General features: G+C 55.8%; 21 protein-coding genes and 1 tRNA gene. 15 read left to right on the top strand and 7 right to left on the bottom strand.

Annotated elements, in window-relative coordinates:
- Positions 1-37 precede the first annotated feature (37 nt).
- The 5 genes from imuA to ACDI13_RS17330 all read left to right on the top strand — a co-directional run bounded on the left by imuA (position 38) and on the right by ACDI13_RS17330 (position 6159).
- Positions 38-775 (top strand): translesion DNA synthesis-associated protein ImuA, encoded by a 738-nt coding sequence (imuA, locus tag ACDI13_RS17350; RefSeq protein WP_316990084.1) that lies wholly within the window; start codon positions 38-40, stop codon positions 773-775.
- Positions 732-2024 (top strand): DNA polymerase Y family protein, encoded by a 1293-nt coding sequence (locus tag ACDI13_RS17345; protein WP_316990083.1) that lies wholly within the window; start codon positions 732-734, stop codon positions 2022-2024. Before imuA ends, ACDI13_RS17345 begins: the two co-directional genes overlap by 44 nt.
- A complete protein-coding gene (locus ACDI13_RS17340) occupies positions 2021-5218 on the top strand; it encodes an error-prone DNA polymerase (RefSeq protein WP_316990082.1) in 3198 nt (1065 codons plus the stop codon). The genes ACDI13_RS17345 and ACDI13_RS17340 overlap by 4 nt, the downstream gene beginning before the upstream one ends.
- A gap of 63 nt (positions 5219-5281) precedes the next feature.
- Positions 5282-5743 (top strand): GatB/YqeY domain-containing protein, encoded by a 462-nt coding sequence (locus ACDI13_RS17335; protein ID WP_316990081.1) that lies wholly within the window; start codon positions 5282-5284, stop codon positions 5741-5743.
- Positions 5740-6159 (top strand): PaaI family thioesterase, encoded by a 420-nt coding sequence (locus ACDI13_RS17330; RefSeq protein WP_094196633.1) that lies wholly within the window; start codon positions 5740-5742, stop codon positions 6157-6159. Before ACDI13_RS17335 ends, ACDI13_RS17330 begins: the two co-directional genes overlap by 4 nt.
- A gap of 187 nt (positions 6160-6346) precedes the next feature.
- On the opposite strand, the gene ACDI13_RS17325 is transcribed toward ACDI13_RS17330, so the two are convergent.
- Positions 6347-7447 (bottom strand): alkene reductase, encoded by a 1101-nt coding sequence (locus tag ACDI13_RS17325; protein WP_316990080.1) that lies wholly within the window; start codon positions 7445-7447, stop codon positions 6347-6349.
- Between the two features lie 156 nt (positions 7448-7603).
- Between ACDI13_RS17325 and ACDI13_RS17320 the strand changes: the two genes are divergently transcribed.
- The 5 genes from ACDI13_RS17320 (at position 7604) to ACDI13_RS17300 (ending at position 11732) form a co-directional block, all read left to right on the top strand.
- Positions 7604-8257 (top strand): TrkA family potassium uptake protein, encoded by a 654-nt coding sequence (locus ACDI13_RS17320; protein ID WP_316990079.1) that lies wholly within the window; start codon positions 7604-7606, stop codon positions 8255-8257.
- A gap of 3 nt (positions 8258-8260) precedes the next feature.
- Positions 8261-9628, top strand: coding sequence for a potassium transporter TrkG (locus ACDI13_RS17315; RefSeq protein WP_316990078.1), 1368 nt, complete (start codon positions 8261-8263; stop codon positions 9626-9628).
- 132 nt (positions 9629-9760) lie between these two features.
- Positions 9761-9961: a hypothetical protein gene (locus ACDI13_RS17310; RefSeq protein WP_223254031.1), complete on the top strand. Its 201-nt coding sequence runs from the start codon at positions 9761-9763 to the stop codon at positions 9959-9961.
- 76 nt (positions 9962-10037) lie between these two features.
- On the top strand, positions 10038-10649 hold the full coding sequence (locus tag ACDI13_RS17305) for a hypothetical protein (protein ID WP_316990077.1): 612 nt from the start codon (positions 10038-10040) through the stop codon (positions 10647-10649).
- Positions 10650-10802: 153 nt separating this feature from the next.
- On the top strand, positions 10803-11732 hold the full coding sequence (locus ACDI13_RS17300; RefSeq protein WP_316990076.1) for an SUMF1/EgtB/PvdO family nonheme iron enzyme: 930 nt from the start codon (positions 10803-10805) through the stop codon (positions 11730-11732).
- Here ACDI13_RS17300 and ACDI13_RS17295 read toward each other — a convergent pair.
- Genes ACDI13_RS17295 through ACDI13_RS17285 form a run of 3 tightly spaced genes read right to left on the bottom strand, consistent with a single transcriptional unit; the run spans position 11729 to position 14572 of the window.
- Entirely contained in the window at positions 11729-12343 is a 615-nt protein-coding gene (locus ACDI13_RS17295; RefSeq protein ID WP_316990075.1) for an XRE family transcriptional regulator, read from the bottom strand. The genes ACDI13_RS17300 and ACDI13_RS17295 overlap by 4 nt on opposite strands.
- On the bottom strand, positions 12333-13406 hold the full coding sequence (locus ACDI13_RS17290) for a hypothetical protein (protein ID WP_316990074.1): 1074 nt from the start codon (positions 13404-13406) through the stop codon (positions 12333-12335). Before ACDI13_RS17290 ends, ACDI13_RS17295 begins: the two co-directional genes overlap by 11 nt.
- Before the next feature lie 35 nt (positions 13407-13441).
- Positions 13442-14572, bottom strand: coding sequence for an FAD-dependent oxidoreductase (locus ACDI13_RS17285; protein WP_316990073.1), 1131 nt, complete (start codon positions 14570-14572; stop codon positions 13442-13444).
- 388 nt (positions 14573-14960) lie between these two features.
- Between ACDI13_RS17285 and ACDI13_RS17280 the strand changes: the two genes are divergently transcribed.
- The 3 genes from ACDI13_RS17280 to ACDI13_RS17270 all read left to right on the top strand — a co-directional run bounded on the left by ACDI13_RS17280 (position 14961) and on the right by ACDI13_RS17270 (position 18136).
- Complete coding sequence (locus tag ACDI13_RS17280) at positions 14961-15278, top strand: DUF2946 family protein (protein ID WP_316990072.1); 318 nt, start codon at positions 14961-14963, stop codon at positions 15276-15278.
- A 62-nt stretch (positions 15279-15340) separates the two neighbouring features.
- On the top strand, positions 15341-17488 hold the full coding sequence (locus ACDI13_RS17275; protein ID WP_316990071.1) for a TonB-dependent receptor: 2148 nt from the start codon (positions 15341-15343) through the stop codon (positions 17486-17488).
- A 171-nt stretch (positions 17489-17659) separates the two neighbouring features.
- On the top strand, positions 17660-18136 hold the full coding sequence (locus ACDI13_RS17270; RefSeq protein WP_316990070.1) for a copper uptake system-associated protein: 477 nt from the start codon (positions 17660-17662) through the stop codon (positions 18134-18136).
- A 78-nt stretch (positions 18137-18214) separates the two neighbouring features.
- Here ACDI13_RS17270 and ACDI13_RS17265 read toward each other — a convergent pair whose 3' ends face one another.
- Entirely contained in the window at positions 18215-18499 is a 285-nt protein-coding gene (locus ACDI13_RS17265) for a hypothetical protein (protein ID WP_316990069.1), read from the bottom strand.
- A gap of 241 nt (positions 18500-18740) precedes the next feature.
- Between ACDI13_RS17265 and ACDI13_RS17260 the strand changes: the two genes are divergently transcribed.
- Both ACDI13_RS17260 and ACDI13_RS17255 read left to right on the top strand, forming a co-directional pair.
- On the top strand, positions 18741-20051 hold the full coding sequence (locus ACDI13_RS17260) for a ParB/Srx family N-terminal domain-containing protein (protein ID WP_316990068.1): 1311 nt from the start codon (positions 18741-18743) through the stop codon (positions 20049-20051).
- A gap of 354 nt (positions 20052-20405) precedes the next feature.
- The gene (locus ACDI13_RS17255; RefSeq protein WP_316990067.1) at positions 20406-20780 is read left to right on the top strand and encodes a hypothetical protein; all 375 of its coding nucleotides are present in this window, start codon (positions 20406-20408) and stop codon (positions 20778-20780) included.
- A 119-nt stretch (positions 20781-20899) separates the two neighbouring features.
- Here ACDI13_RS17255 and ACDI13_RS17250 read toward each other — a convergent pair.
- Together ACDI13_RS17250 and ACDI13_RS17245 are read right to left on the bottom strand one after the other, a co-directional pair.
- Positions 20900-20976: transfer RNA gene (locus ACDI13_RS17250), tRNA-Pro, on the bottom strand.
- Positions 20977-21189: 213 nt separating this feature from the next.
- The gene (locus tag ACDI13_RS17245; protein WP_316990066.1) at positions 21190-22722 is read right to left on the bottom strand and encodes a M81 family metallopeptidase; all 1533 of its coding nucleotides are present in this window, start codon (positions 22720-22722) and stop codon (positions 21190-21192) included.
- Between the last annotated feature and the right edge of the window lie 16 nt (positions 22723-22738).

Genomic DNA, 22738 nt, shown 5'->3' with positions numbered 1-22738 from the left:
TTTACTGTATATTTATACAGCAATCAGGAGTATCTCTATGGCAAGCGCACTTCGTTCCCTTTTAGACCTTCATCCTTCCCTTTGGACGGGCAAGCATTATGCGCATGCCGCAGGCGCCTGCCTGTCCAGCGGCTTTGACTCCCTGGATGCCGAATTACCAGGAGGCGGCTGGCCGGTGGGCAGCCTGATCGAACTGCATGCCCCCCAGGACAGTGGTGCCTTGTCTTTGTTGTTACCGGCCTTGAGTACTCTGCCAGCAGAACGCTGGCGCGTTTTAGTGGCCCCGCCCTATCAACCCATGCAACAGCGATGGCGCGGTATCCCTACTACGACTCGGCAAGACCCTCCATCGGACAACGCCTTGCCCGCCCGAATGATCTGGATACGCAGCCAACACCTGAACGACACCTTGTGGGCCAGTGCCCAGGCCCTGCGCCACGGCCACTGCGCTGCCGTGTTGAGTTGGCTGCCTGCCCATGTGCCTTTAGCGGCCTTGCGTCAGTTGCAGCTATTAGCCAGCCAAAGCGACAGCCTGTTTTTTTGTTTGCGTCCGGCGCACAGCCAGGCCAATAGCCCGGCCCTGCTACGCCTGGAACTTCAGACTCGGCAAGACCAGCAAGGACAGCCTTGGCTGGATATCCATATCCGTAAACGACGGGGGCCGCCTTGCAAGAACAGCATTGCTTTGGCCCCCCACCACACCTTGATGCCGCCAGCGGCCATTCCGTCTCATGTACCTGTGCCTGCAACTGCCCCAGAGCCTGCTTACGCCTGAGGCCAGCCCCGAGCAGCAGGACGATATCCAAGCTATTTTGCTGCGCTACAGCCCCCAACTGGCACGGATTCAAACCAATTTATGGGTGCTGAATATCCGTGCCAGCATCCGGCTGTTTGGTGGCTTGCGCCGTCTGTATCAACAGGTTCGGACTGATTTGCACACGCTTATCCCCCAGCCCTGTCTGGCCCTGGCGCCGACTGCGCGCGCCGCCTGCTTGCTGGCTTTGTCTGAGCGCAAGCGGCGCCGGTGCGTGCGTCGTTTGTCAAGCTGCTTGGATCCGCTTCCCATCCACTTATTGGCTCCACCTGCCGACCAGTTGCAATGGCTGCATAGTCTGGGCTGCCATACCCTGGGCCAGTTACATCAACTCCCCCGTGATGGTCTGTCCCAGCGCGGATTGCGCGATCTTTTATTGCGATTGGACCAAGCCTACGGCACACAAAGCTGGACACTGGAATGGGTGCATGCCACCCCACAATTTACGCGACGGCTGGAAATGGACACCCCGTCCAATACCAAACCCACCGTCTTGCGGGCCTTGAACCGCCTGTTGATCCAGTTGGAGGTCTGGCTGAAGCAATATCAACTGGCTTGTGGACGCCTGGAACTGGTGCTTCACACGGAACGATACAAGGACTATCCCACCGCCACCCGCCTGGAGTTGCAGATGGCCCGGTCCTGCTGGCGCAGTCAGGACTTTCTGCCTGTATGGCAAGAACAGTTCCAGCAACTTCAATTGCAGGCCGCCGTGCAAAGCATGGTGCTGCACGCCCAACAGTTGCACCCGCGCCAAACCCATGCCAGCAGCCTGTTTCCCGATGCGCATCATTGGCAAGAGCAAGATCAACAACTTCTGGAACGTTTGCAGGCCAGACTAGGGGCTGAACAGATATTGACGCCTGCCGCGCAGGCCAGTTATTTACCGGAACAAGCGAATCAATGGCTGCCCTTGTCCAGCAGCCAGCCTAGCGATCCTAGCGATGCCAGCAGCCCGGCCTTGCAACGTCCCTGCTGGATGCTGGAACCGGCGCAGCCTTTACAACACGATCAGCAATCCCCGCTTCTGGATAATCAGCGTCTGCGCCTGGTTCAAGGCCCGGAGCGGATACAGACAGGCTGGTGGAGTCATGACGGGCATCAACAACGGGACTACTTTATTGCGCTATGTCCACAAGGACGCTTGTACTGGGTCTATAGAGACTTGAGCCAGGAACACACCTGGTATCTACACGGAGTCTTCGGATGAAACCCCACATAGACCTCCTGTACTCAGAGCTGGACTGCCTGTCCAATTACAGCTTCTTGAATGGGGCATCCCACCCCGAGGAGCTGATCACCCGCGCCGCCGAGCTGGGCTACAAGGCGCTGGCCTTATGTGATTACGCTTCCATGGCCGGTGTGGTACGCGCCTATGCGCAGGCCAAGCTGCATCCGGAGATCCGCCTGCTGGTCGGAAGCCGGTTCCGCTTTACGGGTGCGTGGGACAGTCCAAACCCACAAAGCACCAACCCCGAAGCCAGAGCCAGCAACGATGCCCAGGCCCATGAGCTGCTGATTTTGCCGCGCAACAAGGAGGGCTACGGTAATCTCTGCCAATTCATCTCACATCTACATCAATCGCTGGACTTGAAGCAGGAGGCCTCCATTGACTGGTCTTTTTTGCAGCAAGCCCGCCAAGGTGCCCAACAACAGGTTTTGCCGGACTGTCTGCTCATCTACAAGCCAGCGTATGGCCTGGATAGCGAACACATTCATCGTCAAACACAGCGTCTGTTGGAGCTGTTTGCTGGCCGCCTGTTTTTAGGGGTCAGTCTGCACAGGCGTGATCAGGATATGCAGCACTTACGTGCGGTCAGGCAGGCGGCGCAAACGTGTGGCGTGCACTGTGCCGCTTTGGGTGGGGTTCATATGCATGTGCGCTCTCGCCAGCCCTTGCACGATACGTTGGCCGCCATACGTCTGAAAACGCCCGTGCAAGAATGCGGTTGGTCCCTGGCCAGCAATGCCGAGCATCACTTGCGCACTCGCTTCCAACTGGCCAATCTCTACCCCGCCGAGCTGCGCGAAACCACCGAGCACATCCAGGCGCTGTGCCAGTTCTGTTTAAGCGAAATCAAGTATGAGTACCCGGTTGAGATTGTTCCACCCGGTCTCAGTGGCATTGAGTATCTGCGGCAGGAAACCGAGCGCGGCGCGCAGAGGCGCTACCCCAAAGGAATCAGCGACAGCTTGCGTACTCGTCTGGAAGAGGAACTGAGCCTGATTGCGGACCTGGGCTACGAGTCCTACTTCCTGACCTTGCATGACATCGTCGGCTACGCGCGCAGTCAAGGGATTTTGTGCCAGGGTCGGGGCTCTGCCGCCAATTCGGCGGTGTGTTATTGCCTGGGTATTACCGAAGTCGATCCTGCCAGCAGCCACACCTTGTTTGCACGCTTCATCAGCCGGGCACGAGCGGAACCACCCGATATTGATGTGGACTTCGAGCACCAGCGCCGCGAAGACGTCATTCAATACATTTACCGTAAATATGGCCGACAGCGGGCTGCCTTAACGGCGGTCATCACCACCTATAGACGCCGTAGTGCCTTGCGGGATACGGGCAAGGCACTGAGCATTCCTCCCCCCTTGATCGAGGCCTTGATTCAATGCGACCGTGCCTGGCTTAAAGACACCCGCATTCAGGATGAAGTTCTGGCGCGTTTTCCTGAATGCCCGCCCGGTCAGGCACATCAATGGCTGTCCTTGACCCGCCAGCTCATGGGTTTCCCTCGCCATCTGTCCCAGCATCCAGGCGGCTTTGTGATTTCGCAAACGCCTTTGCACAGGCTCGTGCCCATTCAGAACGCCGCCATGCCAGGACGCAGCGTTGTGCAATGGGACAAGGACGATCTGGATGTGCTGGGCCTGCTGAAAGTCGATATTCTGGCTTTAGGCATGTTAAGCGCCTTGCGTCGCTGTCTGGACAGTATCAGCCAGCAACAAGGCAAACCATTTCGCTTGCAGGACATTCCGTTGCACAGCGCCAAAACCTTTCGGATGATACAACGCGCTGACACCATCGGCGTATTCCAGATCGAATCCCGCGCCCAAATGAGCATGCTGCCGCGTCTGCGACCCACCTGCTTTTATGACTTGGTCGTGCAAATAGCCATTGTGCGTCCCGGCCCCATTCAAGGTGGCATGGTACATCCTTATCTGGAGCGTCGCCGCGACCACAACAAAGTCGACTACCCCGCCCCCGAAATCCGCCATGTGCTGGAACGTACCTTGGGCGTACCTATTTTTCAGGAACAGGCCATGGAGCTGGCCATGGAGGCGGCAGGTTTCTCGGCCGATAAGGCCGATGCCTTGCGACGAGCCATGGCGGCCTGGCGTCGTCGTGGCGGCCTGGGGCCTTTTGAACAGGAGTTGCTCGATGGCATGGCCGCCAAAGGCTATGATCCCGAATTTTCTCAGCGCCTGTTCGATCAGATCAGCGGTTTTGGGGAATACGGCTTTCCGGAAAGTCACTCGGCCAGCTTCGCCAAACTGGCCTGGTTCAGCGCCTATCTGAAAGCACGCTACCCAGATCACTTTCTGGCTGCCTTGCTGAACTCCCAACCCATGGGCTTTTACGGCCCCAGCCAGTTGGTCCAGGACGCGCGTCGTCACGGGGTGCGGGTCTTGCCCGTTGATGTGCAATACAGCCGGTATGACAGCCATGTGTGTTCCCAGCCGGGCAGCCCGCGTCAGGTACGTCTGGGCTTGCACATGGTCAAGGGTTTGAGCGAACAAGGAGCACAGGCCATCGTCAGTTACCGACACAACCACCCGGAACGTATGCTGAATCTGGCCTGTTTGCGCCAAGAACTGGCGCTATCAGCCCACGATCAACACGCGTTGGCACAGGCCCATGCCTTGCGCAGCGCCTATAGCCAACGTCGCCACAGCGTTTGGGATGCTCGACGTCCCAGCCAGGCAGGATTGCTTAGCCATGCTGAAACGCCGGATCACACTCCGGACCTACCGCATGCCAGTGCAGGACTGGAGGTATTAAGCGACTATCAAGCCGTGGGCTTGAGCCTCAATCACCACCCTGTGTCCTTGCTACGCACACAGTTGGCCCCCTTGCGATTCTCAACGGCAGAACAGCTTAATCAAACCTGCCCGGATCGGCGTCTGGCACGGGCTTGTGGGCTGGTTACCACTCGTCAGCGCCCTGGCACCGCGAAAGGCACCGTATTTGTGACGCTGGAAGATGAAACCGGCAGTGTGAATGTCATCGTGCGCGAAGCACTGGCCCAGGCGCAATCCCAAGCCTTGCTCCAATCTCGTCTGCTGGGAGTTTATGGTGTCTGGCAACGTGATGGCCGCGTTTGTCATTTGATTGCCCGCCGTTTGGTGTCCATGAATCATCTGATTGGTAGTCTGCTTGCACGCAGTCGAGATTTTCAATAATCAGATTTCCCCCAACCCGCGCTGCGTTAAACTATGGCTTTGCCCGTTCAACCAGGAACCACCATGAGTCAAACACTCAAAACCCGTTTAGCTGAAGATATCAAAACGGCGATGCGCGCTCGCGATAGCGGACGCCTGGAGACCTTGCGTTTTCTGCAAGCTGCGATCAAACAACGCGAAGTGGACGAACGTACCGAGCTGGGCGATACCGACGTAACCAGCATTATTGAAAAGCAAGTCAAGCAGCGCCGCGAGTCCATTCAGGCGTTCGAGTCGGCAGGCCGTACCGAAAGCGCCGAAAAAGAAAAATCCGAATTGCTGATTCTGCAGCAATACCTGCCTCAGCAAGCTGACAGCACTGAAATTGACGCTGCCATTAGCGACGCGATTACCCAGGCCCAGGCTGAAGGCGCTCAAGGCCCTGCCCTGATGGGCAAGGTCATGGGTCTGGTAAAAGCCAAGCTGGCCGGCCGTGCTGATATGTCCCAGGTTTCCGCTCAAGTGAAGCAAAAACTGAACCCATGAAGCATTGGCAGGCCGAACGGGCGCAGCCCAAACAGGATTTTTTCGGCACTCATATCCCCCTGATGCAGCACCTGGGCCTGCAAACGGTCAGCAGCACCGAGCAGGAAGTCATCACCTTCCTGCCCTGGCAAGCGTGTAATGCCAACTCCCGTGCCGATGTGCACGGGGGCACTTTGATGGCGATTCTGGACTTCACCCTTAGCGCCGCCGCACGGGCACAACGCCCTGGCTCGGGCATGGCCACCATAGACATGAACTCCCAGTTCCTGCTCCCGGCCCGTGGTGATGTTTGGTTCAAAGCCCAGTGCCTGTATCTGGAAGGCGATACAGCCTACTGCGAAGGTGGGGGGTACGACGAGAAGGAACGTTTGCTAGTAAAAGCGGCTGCCACTTTTCGGGTGGTAAGAGGTAGCTAAACGCGATGGTCCAATGTGTTTTGGCAAGAATGCCGCGTCAAGACAACTTCGACGCAAGCTGATCAGCCATCAGCAAACCAAGCTATCCCAGGAAAAGACGACACGCTGCTCCAAGCTGCTACCGGTCTAAAACAAAGCCCGCTTGATACGGGCTTTGTTATTTCCAGTGACGTCATCGCAGGCAGACTTAATGCGTCTGCAAATCCTCATCGACGGGCTGATCCCATTTAGGACTGGATTTCAAGAACGGATAATCCGTATAGCCTTTCGGTCCCTGGGTATAGAAAGAGCGTTGATCCCAAGCATTCAAAGGAGCACGCAACTGCAAACGCAAGGGCAAGTCCGGATTGGACAAAAAAGCTTTACCGAACGACACGGCATCTGCCATGCCTTTGGATAAAGTAGTCTGTGCCGTGGGCAAATCAAAATGTTCATTGGCGATAATCGCACCACCAAACTGACACTTGATCATGGGCAACAAACTGTCCGAGGCCGGGCTTTCACGCAGAAACAAGAAGGCAATATCACGTCGATCCAGTTCACAGGCCACATAAGAGAACAGACGGGCGGGATCGGAATCCTTCATGCCATGCAAGCCTCCCCGCGGAGACAAATGCACACCCACTCGACCCGCCCCCCAAATGGCCACACAGGCATCCACAATTTCCAACAGGAAACGCGCCCGGTTTTCAATCGAACCACCGTACGCGTCCGTGCGGGTGTTAGAGCCATCGTGCAGAAACTGATCGATCAGGTAGCCATTGGCGCCATGTATCTCCACCCCATCAAAACCGGCACTTAACGCGTTTTGAGCGGCAACGGAAAAATCATCCACAATGTCAGCAATTTCCTCGCTACGCAAAGCACGCGGCACGGCAAAAGGACGCTCGGGACTTAAATGGCTGACCATACCGTCGCAGGCGATCGCGCTGGGTGCAACCGGTATTTGACCATTCAGAAACTCCGGATCAGACACACGCCCCACATGCCATAATTGCAGAACAATACGACCACCCTTGGCATGTACGGCCTCGGTAATCGTGCGCCATGCATCGACCTGAGCACGACTCCAGATACCCGGCGTGTGAGCATAGCCCACACCCTGCGGCGATACCGAGGTTGCTTCGGCTACAATCAGCCCCGCACTGGCTCGCTGACAATAGTACATACGCATCAAATCATTGGGCATACGACCCTCCGAAGCGCGCGCGCGTGTCATGGGCGCCATGATGATGCGGTTCAGGAGTTCAATATCACCCAATTTTATTGGATCAAACAAACTAACCATTGTTTTACACTGTCCACTATTGATGTTTCCGCTGGGGCTTAAACGACACGCGCCCAAGGGAATACCCGATAAGGGTTTTTACCAGATATGTCTTTATACCATCAACGCTTAATTTGCCTTGAAATTGTTTCAAGCATCAAACGGATCAAATAAGCTATGGCACAGTTCGCCGTCATCGGATTAGGCCGCTTCGGTTCGGCCTGCGCCCTGGAGCTCATGAAAACGGGACACTCCGTACTGGGAGTGGACACAAACCCAAAATTGGTCAACAAATATGCAGACCAGTTAAGCCGTGCCGTCATTGCCGATGTCACTGACCGCCAGGCTCTGGAAGAGCTGGGGCTGGACAATTATGACGTAGTTCTGGTTGCAATTGGGGCCGATATTGAAGCCTGTCTGGTTTGTGTGGTTCACCTGAAAAGTTTTGGGGTGCCCACGATCTGGGCCAAGGCCACTTCTCACGCCCAGCACTTGATTCTGGCCAAAATCGGGGTCAACCGCATTATTCACCCCGAAGAAGAAATGGGCATACGGGTTGCCCAAATGCTCAGCTACCCGATGGTCAACGACTACATCACCCTGGGCAACGGCGATTACATTGTGGAAGTCACCGCCAGCGAGAATATGAATGGGCAGACCATCAAAGAAGTGCTGCGCGAGCAAATGGACGATGTACAGGTTTTGCTGGTCAAACGGCGTGGTCAAACCACGACTCAGCCCGATGCTGATTTTGCCCTGCATGCCAAAGACCTGCTGATCTTGCTTGGACAACTGCAAGCACTTCGCACTGCCGCCCCCAAACTGGTTTGATGTATGCGCAACTGGCTACCCAATAGTCTGACTCGCCGTCTCGAGATCAATCCTCAGACCCGCACTCTCAGCGCCAGCCCGCCGCTGGTCCTGGCCCTGGGCTTTATGGCCCTGATTATCCTGGGCGCTATTTTGCTTAGCCTGCCGCAAGCGGCCGAACACCGTCTGGGCGTTTTCCAGGCTTTGTTCATGGCGACCTCAGCCGTCACCGTCACGGGTTTGGCGGTTATTGACCCTGCCACAGACTTAACGCACTTTGGGCAGATTGTGCTGGCGCTGCTGGTGCAAGTTGGCGGCATGGGTTTTGTGACCTTTGCCGTCATTGCCGCCATCACCATGCACAAACGCATCAGTGTCAGCCAGCAGGCGCTGGCCTTGGAGGCCTTTAATCAAACCAGTGTGTCTCGTATTCGCAGTACGGCTTTGCAAGTATTCAAAATTGCCGTCTTGATCGAACTGGTCGCCGCTGCCATTTTGTTTCTGCGGTGGACCATTGATCTGCCTTGGACCACGGCTTTGTATCGCGCCCTGTTCCATGCCGTCACGGCCTTCAATAACGCCGGCTTTTCCTTGTTCCACAACTCCCTGATCCCTATTTCAGGAGATATTATTTCAGTCATGACCATGTCGGGTCTGATTATCCTGGGCGGGATTGGCTTTACCGTTCTGGCCGACGTCGGGCAAAAAAAACGCTGGCAAACCCTGCTGCCTTATACCAAACTGATCTTGCTCGGCACGCTGATTCTGAACCTGATCGGTTTTTTTAGCCTCTGGGCACTGGAATTCAATAACCCCAAGACCTTGGGCATGCTTGGGGTGGGCGACCAGGCGCTGGCCGCCTGGATGCAAAATGCCGCCACACGTACCGCCGGCTTTACCACCATGGATATTGCCAGCCTGCGCGACAGTACTCAACTGATGCTGATCGTGCTGATGCTTATTGGTGGAGGTTCACTGAGCACCGCCAGCGGTATCAAGATCGGAACGCTGATTGTCTTAATGGCTGCCGTGCGCTCGTATATCCGCCAACGTGAAGAAGTAGTCCTGATGGGCCGCAGCGTTGGGCCTGAAACCGTCCAGAAGGCGCTGGCCCTGTTTCTGATTACCGGCGCCCTGTACTTCATCAGTGTTTTGCTGCTGACCTTGTTTGAAGACATGCCGATTACCAGCCTTCTGTTTGAAGCCGCCTCGGCCTTAAGCACCACTGGCATGAGTCACGGCATCACACACAAGCTTTCCATGCCCAGCCAGATCCTGATCATGGTGCTGATGTTTGCAGGCCGACTCGGCCCCCTGACCCTGATTTACTCCTTGGCCACGCGCAAGCGCAGCCGTATTCGCTACCCGGAAGGCAACTTCCAGGTCGGCTAAGCCCTTCGCTAAACCACAGATATACAAGAAGTTTTAAGAAAAACGACTATTCTCATCGATTTTTGGTATGGTTAATGGATGTAAACATCAAGCAACTACTGATCAGGATGCAGGCTTATGGATCACAGGAAGATGGCTACCTTAACCAAGCGCGCTGGAACCGGTCTTAGCGCGCTTTGTCGAGAACTGACCAGCCGGGGTATCAGTTACCACCCCTTGGTCGAGATGTATCAGAGTCAAATGGCCGTCATTGGTTTGCTCAGTGACGAAGTTGTCGCCCTGCGCAAAGAGTTGGACGATCTGAAAAAAGTAGTGAAGAAAAACGGCTCATGAGCCGTTTATTTTTGCCTGCCACTATCGCATCCCCTCGCCCCCATCCACACTCATTGAAGCGGCACTGTTTAAGCCCATGACTCTCACCCTGCCCCGTTTTTGGCTATGTACCGCTTTAGCCTTGTGCTCTGCCACTGCCTACAGTCAAAACGATCGGGTTCTGTCTACTCAACAGCAAGCAGGATCCCCGCGCAGCATCCCCTCTATCCCTCCTGCCGCGCCCGTTCTGAACTACGGGACCGTCTTGTTCACGCCCGACTATCAGGGTGTCCGCCTGCACACCTACCTGGATCAATGGCACAGCCAGACTCAGTTGGACGCCGGGAATCTGGCCACGCCAGCGCGACAGGACAATCTGTTTATCGTCTTGCACTACCGCTATACCAACACGAGCCCACGTCCTCTGAACCCGCAAATTCACCGACCACGCCTGTTTCTGCTAGATCCTTCGGGACAAAAAATAGCCCCCAATCAACGAGCTACGCAGGACTATCGCTACGCTCACGATCTGGATACGGTTGGGTCAGACAAGATCAATCCATTGGTCAGCGCCTCGGATGTCGCGGTATTTGAAATCAGTCCAGCCTTGTTCGATTCAAGCCGCTGGGCCTTTGTGATCCAGGAAGGCCAGCCCATCCGCATTCCTTTGAGCGTTGTTCCTGAAAAATCGCCCCGATACGCTGATTAAGCCTCTCCATCCCCCCTCTATTCCAATAAATCATTACACTCTGCGCACAGACAACCCGTCTTATCAGCAGACATGGAATAATACGGGGCCGTATAAGCGACATTAATCAATAAAGCTTTCGCGTCGCGAGTCGTCGAGAGCAAGGAACCCAGATTGCGTCATACCCCCGTCCGGATCAGCGTCACTCTCATCATTGCCAGCATTTTGCTGTTACTGGTACTAAAGTCCTTGCCTACGCGCCCTGAACCCGGCCCTGAATTGATCCAGGTAGAAGGCGGCTCATTTATGGCCGGCAATTTCCAGGTGTCCATGCGTGCTCCCGACGGCGAGCAGTCCGTGCAATGGGTCGCACAAGCCGATCAGGGTGCTCTGGACCCGTACCCGGTAGAGGTCAGCGCGTTTTCCATCATGAAAACAGAAGCTACAAACACCTTATATGACCGCTTCCTGAAACAAACCCAGCGCCCTGCCCGTTGGCAAGCCGTAAAAGGCGATGGTGACCAGGCCGCCAATATGCCTTACGACGAAGCCGAGGCCTTTTGCACCTGGTTGGGAAAAAACAGTGGTCTGGACATGCGTTTACCCACCGAGGCCGAATGGGAATATGCGGCCCGCGGCCGCGGCCAGGCGATTCCTTGGGCTACCGACAACGGCCAATGGCAAGCGGGTCGGAATCTGCCTGAACCAGACAGTGGCGCGAACAAACACAAGACGGGCGCATTCCCACCCAACCCCTTAGGCATACAGGACATGGCCAACGGTTTGCACGAATGGGTTATCTCCGACCCCAATCGCGACCCGGTGCATGTGCGAATTTTCAAAGGCGGCAGCAATGAAGGAACCCACTCACGCAACACCATCCCCACACGTGGCATCGTCTTTCCCTTGTCCGAAACGGCTATCCAAGCCAAACCCGAACTGGCTCGTCTGAAAGGTCGCCCCGTAGGGACGGTGTATTTTCAAAATGCCACCGCACGTTGTGTGGCCCCTTTAAAGACCAACGGCACACCCCCCGTGTCGGCCAAGCCAGACAACGTTGCACCGTCTGTTTTTAACGACGTATCAGTCTCGCCCCCAGCCTAAACCAGGCCCGGGGGCAAATCGCTGGTACAGACGGCAACAACCTTGGCATCGTCCTCGCTGGTCGACACGTAAATATGTCCAATGCCGCTATCAAAATACGCCGACTCATGCGTGTCCAGAAACAAGGTTTCGCCAGTTTCAAATTGAATGGCAACAGCGCCAGACAGCACAATCACAAACTCTTGCCCAGCATGACGGATATAGTCGTCAAACTCACTGGCATCCCGTGAGTCAATGACGGCCAGAATGGGGGTCATGTGCTTGCCGCTCAGTTCGCCAAACAACAAGCCATATTCGTAATTACGGGTGGCATAGCCAGGGACGGCAGTGGACTTGTGGCTGGAAATGCCCACTTTCCTCGTGGGCAAGGACTGCGTAGTTTGCGCATCCGGTACGGCGAACAAGGAGCCCACCTCGATATTCAGGGCGCGGGCCAAGACAACGAATTTCTCATAGCTTAAGGTGACCTGCCCCAGTTCCGCTTTGGAAATGGTAGAAAGCGCCAAGCCGGTTTTTTCAGACACCTGCTTGAGTGTCTGTTTTTGATTATGTCGGGCTTGGCGCAGGCGAACTCCCACCTGTTCCTTGCTGAGCAATTCATTACGTCGCATTTTTGGATTGTAAGCGGCGCAAACGGAACCAGGCAATCAGAATCCAGGCCATCAAGACAAAGCCCAGGTAACCAAAAAACGGATACACCGTCCCCACCAAATTAATGAAGCCGATCTTGGCACCCACCAGTCCCAGCACCCCGGCAACCGCCGTACCGATATTGAATTTACGGGTATTGGGCGTGAAAATTCGGGCCGAGAAAGAGTAAAGAACCCCCACCGAGGTCGTCAGAATCATGGCGAAAACCACCACGGACATAACGGTACCCAGCAGCTTGGATTGTTCGGTCGCCAGCATCAGCATGGGCAAGGCCGCCGAGCCAATGGTATCAATACGGCCAAACACACCGGAACTGATCAGCACAATCAGAAAACCCAGCAGCAAACCACCGACCAACCCGCCCAACAGCGCATTGCGACGCGATGTGGCTTGCGCCCCGGCGATCATCAGGAATGGAGCCCCCACCACCATGTTGTAGGACACATACAGCAACGCACCGACCAGCCAATGCCCTGCCCCCTGGGGCTTGGTATGCGCGATGACATTCAGTTCCTCCAATGGTAAATCCCGGGTATTCCAGCTATAGACACACAGGAAAATCATCATCAGCACCAGGAAGGGGGTGACGCTGCCAATAAAGGCCATCACCCTGTCCACGCGCAAGAACACAATCAGCACCGTAATCAGCATGACAGCGATACTGCCGTATTGCGCCGGTACGCCCCACTGTTGCTCCATCAGCGAGCCGCCGCCAGCAAACATCACGACCGCGATGGCATACATGAAGAAGGTAATCATGATGTCGACCACCACACCCAGGCGTGGCCCACAAATCAGGTACAAACCTTCTTTAAATGAATGCGATACCGAAACCTGGCTAAGCTCCCCCACCGCCATACCCAGTATCGTGAAGCACAGACCACTGACCACCCCGCCGAGCAGTCCCCAATACCCGAAGCTGCTGAAAAACTGCAACACCTCCTGTCCTGATGCAAAGCCAGCCCCCACCACCACACCGACAAAGGCCATCGCAATACCCAGGATATTTCTTATATTCGACATGCTTTCTCCTCCGGGAGATCAAAGTGCTGCTGTTGTTATGTTCTAAAACGAGCCGGTGACACCACCGCCGGATTAATCCCCAAAGCCTTCAAGGGCTCGGGCAAGTCCTGCTGTTGCAACAAACTGGCCGCCAGCAAGGAAGCACCGGCCGCAGTTTGAATCCCATAACCGCCTTGACCAGCCAGCCAGAAAAAGCCGGGGCATTGTGCATCATGACCAATGACCAACTCCCCATCCGGGGCAAAGCTGCGCAACCCCGCCCACGTGTGGCTAGGGCGACGGATACGAAGCTGAGTGCGCTCTTCAATGCGGTAAATACCCGTTGCCACATCCAGCTCCTCGGCAACGACATCATGCGCATCCACATCGTCAGCATTGGCCGGTGAACCCAGCAACATGCCTGCATCGGGCTTGAAGTAAAACTCTTCGCCAATATCGATCACAGCCGGCCAATCACGGTGATCCACCCCTTCGGGTGGCGAGAACAGAAACGCTGAACGGCGCTTGGGTTGAATCCCCAACGCGTTAAGGCCACAACGCTTGGCCAAGGTATCGGCCCAGGCGCCAGCGGCATTGACCAGAACACGCGTGCGCACAGTACCGGGCTCAGAGCTGAGCTGAACGTCCCAGCACTCGCCATCCCATTGCGCCGACAGGACCTCTGTATCCAGACGCAGCTTCACGCCTTTTGCTTGCGCCCCTTTCAAGAACCCCTGATGCAAGGCATGGACATCCATGTCCTGCCCCTGGCCGTCATACAAGGCACCGGCCAGTTGTTCTGGCGCTAAGCTTGGCACCATTTCCAATGCCTGCTCTGCATTCAGACGGCTGACATCCAGACCCTGCTCGTGCCAATCCTGATACTGGCTGTCCAGCAAATCCCGTTGCTCGCCAGTGCCGATATACAGCACGCCGCGAGGCAGCAAAATGGGCTGATCGGTGAACCCTTCTGGCGGGTGGCTGAAAAACTCATTACTGGCTACGGTCAGCGCGCGAATCGTCGCCGTCCCATAGGTTTCCACAAACATGGCGGCCGAACGCCCCGTGGAGTGATAGGCAGCATGGGACTCTCTTTCCAGCACCAGCACATGGGCGCTTTCCGGTAAACGGTAGGCCAAGGACACGCCGGCCATCCCGGCACCCACAATGAGGTAGTCATACACCATAAAATTCTCATATCCGATAATTGAAGGCTAATAGTAGGCCTTTCCCGGAAAAACATCCAAGCGGGTTTTTACTAGGCGGACACGCTGGGCTGTCTCATTCACTCTGCTTGAGACTCTCTTGCGGATTATTTCGCTTTCAAAACAAACGATTGGCCACCTTGTTTATCACGGTAGCAGCACAATCGTTTTGGCAAAATCGTGACCCATCACGAATGACGGATTCTGGGCATCAGGTAAATCAAATCCAAATGAGAAGCAGTTGGAATACAATTTCGCCATGTCTATCCAACGGCACTGCTCTCTCGCAAAGAATGGCGTAGCCTGGCAATTTCTTTTTTGCCTGGCGATCCTGTCATTTCTGTGCCGTTCGCTGGTCCCGGCGGGATACATGCCGGATAGCTCGGGCGAGCAGGACGGCTTCTTTTCCGTCACGCTGTGTGCCCCCGGTGGAACGCCCAGCACGATCTGGATGAGCCTGACAGGACAGGCCGACCCGCCGCAATCCAATGAGCATGCGGATATACAGAAGTGCCCTTACGCACTGGTTCTGTCCCAGGTGGCCTTACCCAGCGCCGATATGGCAAGCCTGGATGCTCCGGCGGTTCACCAGCCTTTGCTCTTGGTACACCGTAATCAAAGCTTGCCGCCCCTGCCCGCCTTGGGGCCACCGCTAGGGTCACGCGCTCCCCCTGCCCACCTTGTTTGATCTCTCGTCGTCGACTGTCGTCTGTGCAGTCGCTTTTCAGCGAAGTCATTCAAGGTTTTTTTATGTCCATCTTTTCTGTTTCTGCACAGGCATGCGCCGTGCAGGCCGCCCCCTTTCTGTCCTCTGCCCCATTGGCCCAAGGATCATTACGTACACGACTTAGCGTCCTGACTCTGGCCTTGCTGTTCTCCAGCGCCTGGGCCAGCCTTGCTCATGCACAGACGCCAACGCTGGCCCCCGTCGTCATCACTCCAGAACGTGGCAAAAGTTTGACTGTCCCGAACCTGCAAACTGCTCAAAAAAATATTGAACACACCGCGGGCGGCGTCGCTCTGGTGCCCGAGAGCGCCTGGCGTGATACCAAAGCCGCCACCGTCAAAGACATGCTGGACTACACACCGGGGGTGTTTGCACAGCCAAAATGGGGGGATGATGCGCGCCTGTCCATCCGTGGTTCCGGCCTGTCACGTTATTACCATCTGCGCGGCATCAGCCTGTACCAGGATGGCATTCCACTGAACGACCCGGACGGCAGCAGCAATTTTCATCGTATCGACCCTACGGCCTACCGCTATACCGAGGTCTATAAAGGTGCCAATGCCTTGCAATACGGAGCCGCCACCTTGGGCGGAGCCATCAACTTCGTCACCCCTACCGGCCATGATGCCGACGCCTTTCAAGGACGTCTGGATGCCGGTAGTTTTGGCTGGCGACGCGTGCAACTGAGCAGCGGCTTTGCGGGCGAAAAACTAGATGGTGTAGTTTCCGGCTCCTGGCAAACTCAAGATGGTTATAGAGAACAAAGTGCGGGGCACTCCCTGCGTGCAAATGCAAACCTGGGCTGGCGTTTGTCAGACCGGGCAGAAACCCGTTTTTACCTGAGCGGCTATCAGATTCACCAGGATATTCCCGGCTCGGTCAGCCGCGATCAGGCTCTGAACAATCCACGGCAAGCCGCCAAGGAAAACAAGGAGCACGACTGGCAGCTCAACCTGGACGGCGGCCGCATTGCCAACCGCACAGTGCTGATCATGGGAGAGACGCAGTACGAGCTGGGTGGCTGGTTTGAACAAAGTTCGTTGCGACACCCTATTTATCAATTTGTTGATAGGGACACGAGCAGCTACGGCGCCTACGGCAGGTTGGTCAACACCAGCCCGCTTGTGGGTAGAGACAATCGCCTCACGCTGGGCCTGACCTGGTCGGCCGGCAAGATTGATGCCAAAAACTCGGTAAACGTGGGAGGTAACCGACTGGAAAAACTATCTGCCAGCAAAGACAGGTCCAACAACCTGAGCGCCTATGCCGAAAACGCCTGGAGTCTAGGCTCGGACTTGTCCCTGATCACCGGCCTGCAATACTTGCATGCTCAACGCAAACGCCAGGATCTGTACAACGGCGGCCTGCCCACCACCCGCTCCGGGGACAAGAGCTACCACTTCTTCAATCCCAAACTAGGGCTGTTGTGGGATGCGGGTTCGCAGTGGCAAATCTACGGCAATATTTCCCGCAGCGCCGAGCCGCCTACGTTTGACGACATGACGTTCTCGACCAGCAATGATCTGGATCGCCTGCAAGCTCAACGCGCCACCACCTTTGAAATTGGCACCCGAGGAGAAAGCGGAGACATGGCCTGGGATGTCTCGCTGTACCATGCGCGCGTCAAAAATGAGCTGCAATGCATCAGCGCGCCCTGGAACATCTGCGACAAGACCGTCAACGCAGATCGCACCACTCACCAGGGCATAGAGCTGGGTGTGCAATGGACCGCCGCACGTGGTTTGTTAGTGCAAGGTCTGCAAAGTGACAGCCTGGACATCAAAGGCGCCTACAGCTACAGCAACTTCAAGTTCGACAACGATCAGGACTGGCACAACAATCAAATGCCCGGAGTGCCCAAGCACTATCTGCGCGCAGAGATTATCTACAAACACCCTTCAGGCTTTCACATTGGCCCCAATCTGGAATGGGTGCCCCAAGCCTATTACGTAGACAACGCCAACACCACCAAAACCAGTTCCTATGCCCTGCTGGGCTTGCGAGCTGGCTGGGAGCGCGGCCCCTACTCCTTCTATATAGACGGCCGCAACCTGACGGATCGTCGATACATCGCCAGTGCCAGCATTACGGACTACGCCACCGCCTCCTCACCCTTGTTCGAGCCAGGTACAGGGCGATCGGTCTTTGCCGGTGTGCAGATCCAGTATTGATCCCGTTTTTGTTGCATCTTTTCAAGGGGTTTGCCATGCACGTCACATCACAGCTGTTGATCCTTGCATGTCGGATCACGGCCCCCAGGCTACCAAGCAGTCATATGAGCACTCTGCTCGGGGCGAAAGCCCCACCCTGTCCTTTATTAGCTTGAGAAACCAGGAGTTTTCATGAAAACAACTTCACAACATCACCAGACCTTCAAGGTGGCACGCCATGGTCTTTTCCTCGCTGTAGCTTTGCTCATCTTGCTCGCCATGATCACCGGCGTGGCTCGCGCGGCACCTTCAGAGGCTGATCGCATCTCTCACGCCATGAAGGCAATTTGGGACAGCCCCGAGGCGCCTCTCGTGGTGGAGCCTATCGTGATCGAAGGTGATTACGCCCTGGCCGGCTGGACACAACTGACGCGTGGTGGCCGTGCGCTCTTAAAGAGTCGTCATGGAGAATGGAATGTTCATATGTGCGGCGGCGATGGCTTGAACGACGTCGAGACCCTGACCATGGCCGGCATGAGCACTGAAGCGGCAGAACGCCTGGTCAAAAACACCAGCGAGGCTGAAGCCAAACTGCCTGCCGAGGTCACCGCCAAATTCTCCACCTTTGGAGACAATATGGTGGTGGATCACAACCATCACCCGGACTAATCCCGGAAGGAAAACCCGCTGCGCAATGACTGAGTCAACAAGCGATCACCGCGCCGGACCGCCGGATTGCAGCTTGCCCTACTCAGTCTGAGTGTGGTCATGCCCACACTGACCACACTTCTTGCGCGGAAACGGCGAATAGCTGGTGAACAGGCTCTGGCTACCCATGAACGGCGACAAGCCACAGGTCGGGCAAGTAAAAACCGTCATGGCTACCAGGCCCTGACCCAGAATGTAAAAGCCAAACACCCAAAACCCCAATGTCCCCAACACACGGTCGAACACCGGCAGCCCAACATACAAGGCGACCAGGAGCAAGATATTGAACAGGGTAAACAGCCAGGCTTTTTTGTAGAGCGACATTAATGACCTTTTAAAATCAGCTCCCACAGTCTGGAAGTGATTTATCAATTTAATTCAAGCGCGGACAGTTTACGGGATGCAGTCCGCCTGAGAGGGAACTAAGCGAACTGGTCACAATTTCGCCCCGGCCGTGACAAGCAGGCAGCTATCCGGCACAAGCGATGAATGTTTCTGAATGCAATGTTCCGGCAACACCCATCCCTCATGATCTAGGATCTTCCAACACAATCCCCAACGGACCATGAACCTCGCTTCTTTGCACTCTCTTGTCCCCGCACGACAACAGCTTTTGCATGTCTTGGGTATCACCCTGCTGCCCTTGGCCTTGGCAGCCTGCGACAGCGGCTCCAGCACAGGCGGCAAGCACTCGCCCGAAGCCCCCGTCGTGACGCCGCCCGTCACTGAAGAGCCGGAACCCCCTCGCAACACCGCCTATCTGGACAGCAAGGCAGGCGATGTCATCAAGGTCCGCATCGAAGAACTGCATCCCACCCAAGCGGCCATTGGCTACGATCAGGTTTATTACAAGCTGGGTCGCTGGCAAGGCGATCTGGATCGGCCTACCTGGGCTAAGGACCCCAAACAGCAACTGGACTACCTGAATCGCACCATCGGCAAGAAGTTTGACGACTACTGCGAGGATATGGGCGGTACCGAGCGTGCCCAGAAATTTCTGACCATCGCCGAAGCTCAAGCTGCCCGCCTGGACCAGCCCACCACGTATCTGTGCAAAGACCCGTTGGGCTCGCAAACAGAAAACCTGAAAACCGTGGTCGTAGGCTGGGACGGCAATCTCTATCTGACCGATGGCCACCACACCTTTTCCTCCCTGCGCGAGATCCCGGACGGCGGCCCCAAACTGCCCGTCTGGGTCAAAGTCAGCGCCAACTACAGCGATATCCGCGAGGCGTCTGCCTTCTGGGAGCGCATGAGCAAGGAAAAACTGGTCTGGCTGCGTGATGGTGACAACCAAGCTATTACTGTCGAACAACTGCCTACCCGTGTTGGTCTGGTCAGTGCAAAAGAAGCCGGTGGCATGCAGGAAGACCGCTATCGCTCCCTGGTGTACTTCACCCGCGACGTTGCCTATAACAACGGCAACCTGCCTGAATACGCGGAGTTTCTATGGGGCGACTGGCTGCGCCGCCAAGCTTCAGAGGGCCACTTGACCAAACTGGACGACTACCTGATGGCTCCACCCGCCACACCGGCCCAGATTCTGGCCGTCAGCACGTTGAACAAGGCCTTGAAGCCTGGTGGTTCGGATGACAGCTACGCCGCTGCCGTGCGCGATGCAGCCCTGAAAATGGCGGCTCTAAAAGACACGGATCTGGTCTTTGAAGACCGTGATGCGGCAGCCTTAGGCCGTATCGTCCTGGAAACTGACGCTGCCAGTGACTCCGACACTAAAACAGCACGCGACACTCTGGAAGAACTGCCACGCGATGACGTTAAATCCGATGGCAGTCCGCGTGGCGCAGGAAAACTGTGGTTTGCGGTGAACTACCGCAATTGCGGCAAGCCTGCGGCGGGAACTTGCTGGGGGTGGTAATCGAACCCTTGGAACTTGATAAAACAAAAAGCCCGTAATACGGGTTTTTTGTTTGCAACCAGCTTTTGTCATGAGTTCAAACACAGCGTACTCAACCGCTACAAATTCTATAAGTAACTACGCTAGTTGCGAGAACCAATAGCGTTGGTATATTTCGCCATACACAGCCAAACCCGTTTCCTAGCCCAAAGAAAATGTGGTGCGCTTGAATAGCAATATGCACAGTACACAAGACTTATGCAAACCAAGTTCAAGATCCGTCTGAACCCAGCTTGTTAACGCGCGCATGGTCACACAATAAAAACAAAGAACTTTAATTTCAATACAAAATTGCTTTGCATGGGAGAAAGCAAAATGAAGAAAACCGTATTGACCGTTTATCTTTTAACTGGCCTAACGGCGGCAAATGCACAGGGAATCGGACACGGCTTAGGAGCCCATTACAAATGCAGCAGCATGGTCGAGGCCTTGGACATGCGAGGGCACGATTCCATGTGGAAGGATCCCTCGGATGGAGAGGTTTTTGCCACAATGAGTCTGGCCTATATGTCCTGGGTCCAAGGTTTTATTTCTGCGACCAACCTTCATCGACCAGACAATGGCCAGATCCGCCTGACTCCTGCGCAAATTGCCGAGTGGATGCATAACTACTGTACCCGGAACCCGAACCAGGCCATTTACATGGGTGTGAAGGCCATCGTCGAAACACAACCTCCTGGATATAACTGATAGTGGGGATACCGGAACCCGCCGGTACAAAGCACGGCGGGAACAGATCAAGGTACGGCAGGCAGCTCACAGCAATGAAAAAAGGCCTACAGCAAAAATGCTGTAGGCCTTTTAAAATTTGGTCGGAACGGAAGGATTTGAACCTTCGACCCCTTGCACCCCATGCAAGTGCGCTACCAGGCTGCGCTACGCCCCGAAAGAATTAAACTATAACCCTGTTCTTCCTTTCTTGCAAGTGTTTTTTAGATTTTTTCTTTCGATTTGAGATTATTGATAGTTAGTCTCGGTGCCGATCGAAATCCACACTTGTCTGAACAGGCGGTCTGATTTTCAAAGCTCGTTTTACCGAGCTAATCTGCATCAAAACCGTGAAGGCAGGAGTATACCTACTTGGGTAAAAAATGCAAAGCTATTGTGAACAGGCCCGCCCTTCTGATTGCATGATTCGCCATTGGGACAGGCTGGGGCCACCGGGATACAGCAGGCGCTCTGCCGGTAAACGCTCCCACGGCAAGTCTGTTGTGCGCATGGAAACTCCTCCCGGTGCTGCTCCGACAATAATGCGGTCGCTGATACTGCCAAAGTCCGCTCTGAAGTGCACGGCGCTTTTCAGGACCAGTATCTTCATCTGTTCCGGCTCTATCCCGACAAAACGGAACATGCTTTGATCCGCCATCTGCGACTTGTAGGAGGCCAGAACGATACGCACGCCCTCTATGCGCAAACAGGCGCTGGGGCCCAGGTTCATGGCGCAGCCTGCGTAGTACGGGCCAGTGGCGCGGAACTGGCCATCAGATACGGACTCGATATAAAAGCGTGCCTGCAAGGGCATATCACCGGGAACACCGGACTTACCGCCTAAGGACAGCCCGATGGTTTTACCAGCCCCTGCCTGGTGCACCAGAGCGGCGCTTTCCGGGTCCACGATCAAGCCTAAAGCGGCATCCGATACCTTGGCTTTCAGCAAGGCGCGCAAGAGCCCACAGGTATCGGAGCTGGCCCCGCCACCGGGATTGTCATGAGCATCGGCAATGATCACCGGGCCTTTGCCGGGGTGACTCAGCGCCCATTGCACGGCTTCGTCCGGTTCGTAAAGCTTGCCTTGGAAGGCTTGGGCTTTATCAAGCACCTCGTCCAGAAAGTCTGCCAAACGGCTATCGGCTTCTTGCTGGGTCTGGGCGTAGGCCCACAAAACCGCTCCGCATTCCGGCACGTCCGCGGCAGGAAAGCCCATGGCGAACGACACGCTCCCCTCGCCTTCTCTTTCTTCCAGCGATGACAAGTGACGGTACAGGCTGGCCGCCGGTTCCATCTCGGTGCTTTGCCAGATCGCCGGGATCAGGAAAGGCAATCGATGCCAGGCCAATTCAGGGCGACGACCGCTTTGCAGACAGCGCATCAGCGCCTGAAAAGTACGCTCACCCGTTTGCCCCATATCCACATGCGGGTAGGTTTTGTAAGCCACCAGCATGTCGGCCTGCGCCAGCATGGTGTCGCTGACGTTGGCGTGCAAATCCAGACTGGCGACCACTGGCACATCCGGTCCCACCATCTCGCGCACCAGAACCAGCAAATGCCCTTCCCCATCATCGCGATGCTCGGCCACCATGGCGCCATGTAAATCCAGATACACCGCATCCACGGGCAGAACTTGCTCCAGGCGGTACAGAATCTCCGCCACGATCGCCTCATAAGTCATGGCTTCAACTGGAGCGGAAGGACTGGCGGCAGCCCACAGTAGCGGGACGCACTCGACCCCGGCTGGTGCAGCGGCAGCCATAAACCCGGCTGCCGGGATGTTGGCACCACGCAAGGCAGGTTCAATCGCCTCGGCCCGGCACATTCCCGGCCAGCCGCCCCCATGCTCAAAGTCCGCCATCGTTGCCATGGCCGGGCCAAAGGTATTGGTCTCGTGCTGAAAACCCGCTACTGCAATACGCATCACTTGTCTCCGTTTG

The sequence above is a fragment of the Alcaligenes faecalis genome (genome assembly GCF_041521385.1).
GTDB classification, from domain to species: Bacteria; Pseudomonadota; Gammaproteobacteria; order Burkholderiales; family Burkholderiaceae_B; genus Alcaligenes; species Alcaligenes faecalis_E.
This window is presented reverse-complemented; position numbering and strand designations above follow the sequence as displayed.

What these genes read in the sequence shown, in the direction of transcription:
- imuA (WP_316990084.1), top strand. Translation starts at nt 38, where the DNA reads ATGGCAAGCGCACTTCGTTCCCTTTTAGACCTTCATCCTTCCCTTTGG.
- ACDI13_RS17345 (WP_316990083.1), top strand. Translation starts at nt 732, where the DNA reads ATGTACCTGTGCCTGCAACTGCCCCAGAGCCTGCTTACGCCTGAGGCC.
- ACDI13_RS17340 (WP_316990082.1), top strand. Translation starts at nt 2,021, where the DNA reads ATGAAACCCCACATAGACCTCCTGTACTCAGAGCTGGACTGCCTGTCC.
- ACDI13_RS17335 (WP_316990081.1), top strand. Translation starts at nt 5,282, where the DNA reads ATGAGTCAAACACTCAAAACCCGTTTAGCTGAAGATATCAAAACGGCG.
- ACDI13_RS17330 (WP_094196633.1), top strand. Translation starts at nt 5,740, where the DNA reads ATGAAGCATTGGCAGGCCGAACGGGCGCAGCCCAAACAGGATTTTTTC.
- ACDI13_RS17325 (WP_316990080.1), bottom strand. Translation starts at nt 7,447, where the DNA reads ATGGTTAGTTTGTTTGATCCAATAAAATTGGGTGATATTGAACTCCTG.
- ACDI13_RS17320 (WP_316990079.1), top strand. Translation starts at nt 7,604, where the DNA reads ATGGCACAGTTCGCCGTCATCGGATTAGGCCGCTTCGGTTCGGCCTGC.
- ACDI13_RS17315 (WP_316990078.1), top strand. Translation starts at nt 8,261, where the DNA reads ATGCGCAACTGGCTACCCAATAGTCTGACTCGCCGTCTCGAGATCAAT.
- ACDI13_RS17310 (WP_223254031.1), top strand. Translation starts at nt 9,761, where the DNA reads ATGGCTACCTTAACCAAGCGCGCTGGAACCGGTCTTAGCGCGCTTTGT.
- ACDI13_RS17305 (WP_316990077.1), top strand. Translation starts at nt 10,038, where the DNA reads ATGACTCTCACCCTGCCCCGTTTTTGGCTATGTACCGCTTTAGCCTTG.
- ACDI13_RS17295 (WP_316990075.1), bottom strand. Translation starts at nt 12,343, where the DNA reads ATGCGACGTAATGAATTGCTCAGCAAGGAACAGGTGGGAGTTCGCCTG.
- ACDI13_RS17290 (WP_316990074.1), bottom strand. Translation starts at nt 13,406, where the DNA reads ATGTCGAATATAAGAAATATCCTGGGTATTGCGATGGCCTTTGTCGGT.
- ACDI13_RS17285 (WP_316990073.1), bottom strand. Translation starts at nt 14,572, where the DNA reads ATGGTGTATGACTACCTCATTGTGGGTGCCGGGATGGCCGGCGTGTCC.
- ACDI13_RS17280 (WP_316990072.1), top strand. Translation starts at nt 14,961, where the DNA reads ATGCCGGATAGCTCGGGCGAGCAGGACGGCTTCTTTTCCGTCACGCTG.
- ACDI13_RS17275 (WP_316990071.1), top strand. Translation starts at nt 15,341, where the DNA reads ATGTCCATCTTTTCTGTTTCTGCACAGGCATGCGCCGTGCAGGCCGCC.
- ACDI13_RS17270 (WP_316990070.1), top strand. Translation starts at nt 17,660, where the DNA reads ATGAAAACAACTTCACAACATCACCAGACCTTCAAGGTGGCACGCCAT.
- ACDI13_RS17265 (WP_316990069.1), bottom strand. Translation starts at nt 18,499, where the DNA reads ATGTCGCTCTACAAAAAAGCCTGGCTGTTTACCCTGTTCAATATCTTG.
- ACDI13_RS17260 (WP_316990068.1), top strand. Translation starts at nt 18,741, where the DNA reads ATGAACCTCGCTTCTTTGCACTCTCTTGTCCCCGCACGACAACAGCTT.
- ACDI13_RS17255 (WP_316990067.1), top strand. Translation starts at nt 20,406, where the DNA reads ATGAAGAAAACCGTATTGACCGTTTATCTTTTAACTGGCCTAACGGCG.
- ACDI13_RS17245 (WP_316990066.1), bottom strand. Translation starts at nt 22,722, where the DNA reads ATGCGTATTGCAGTAGCGGGTTTTCAGCACGAGACCAATACCTTTGGC.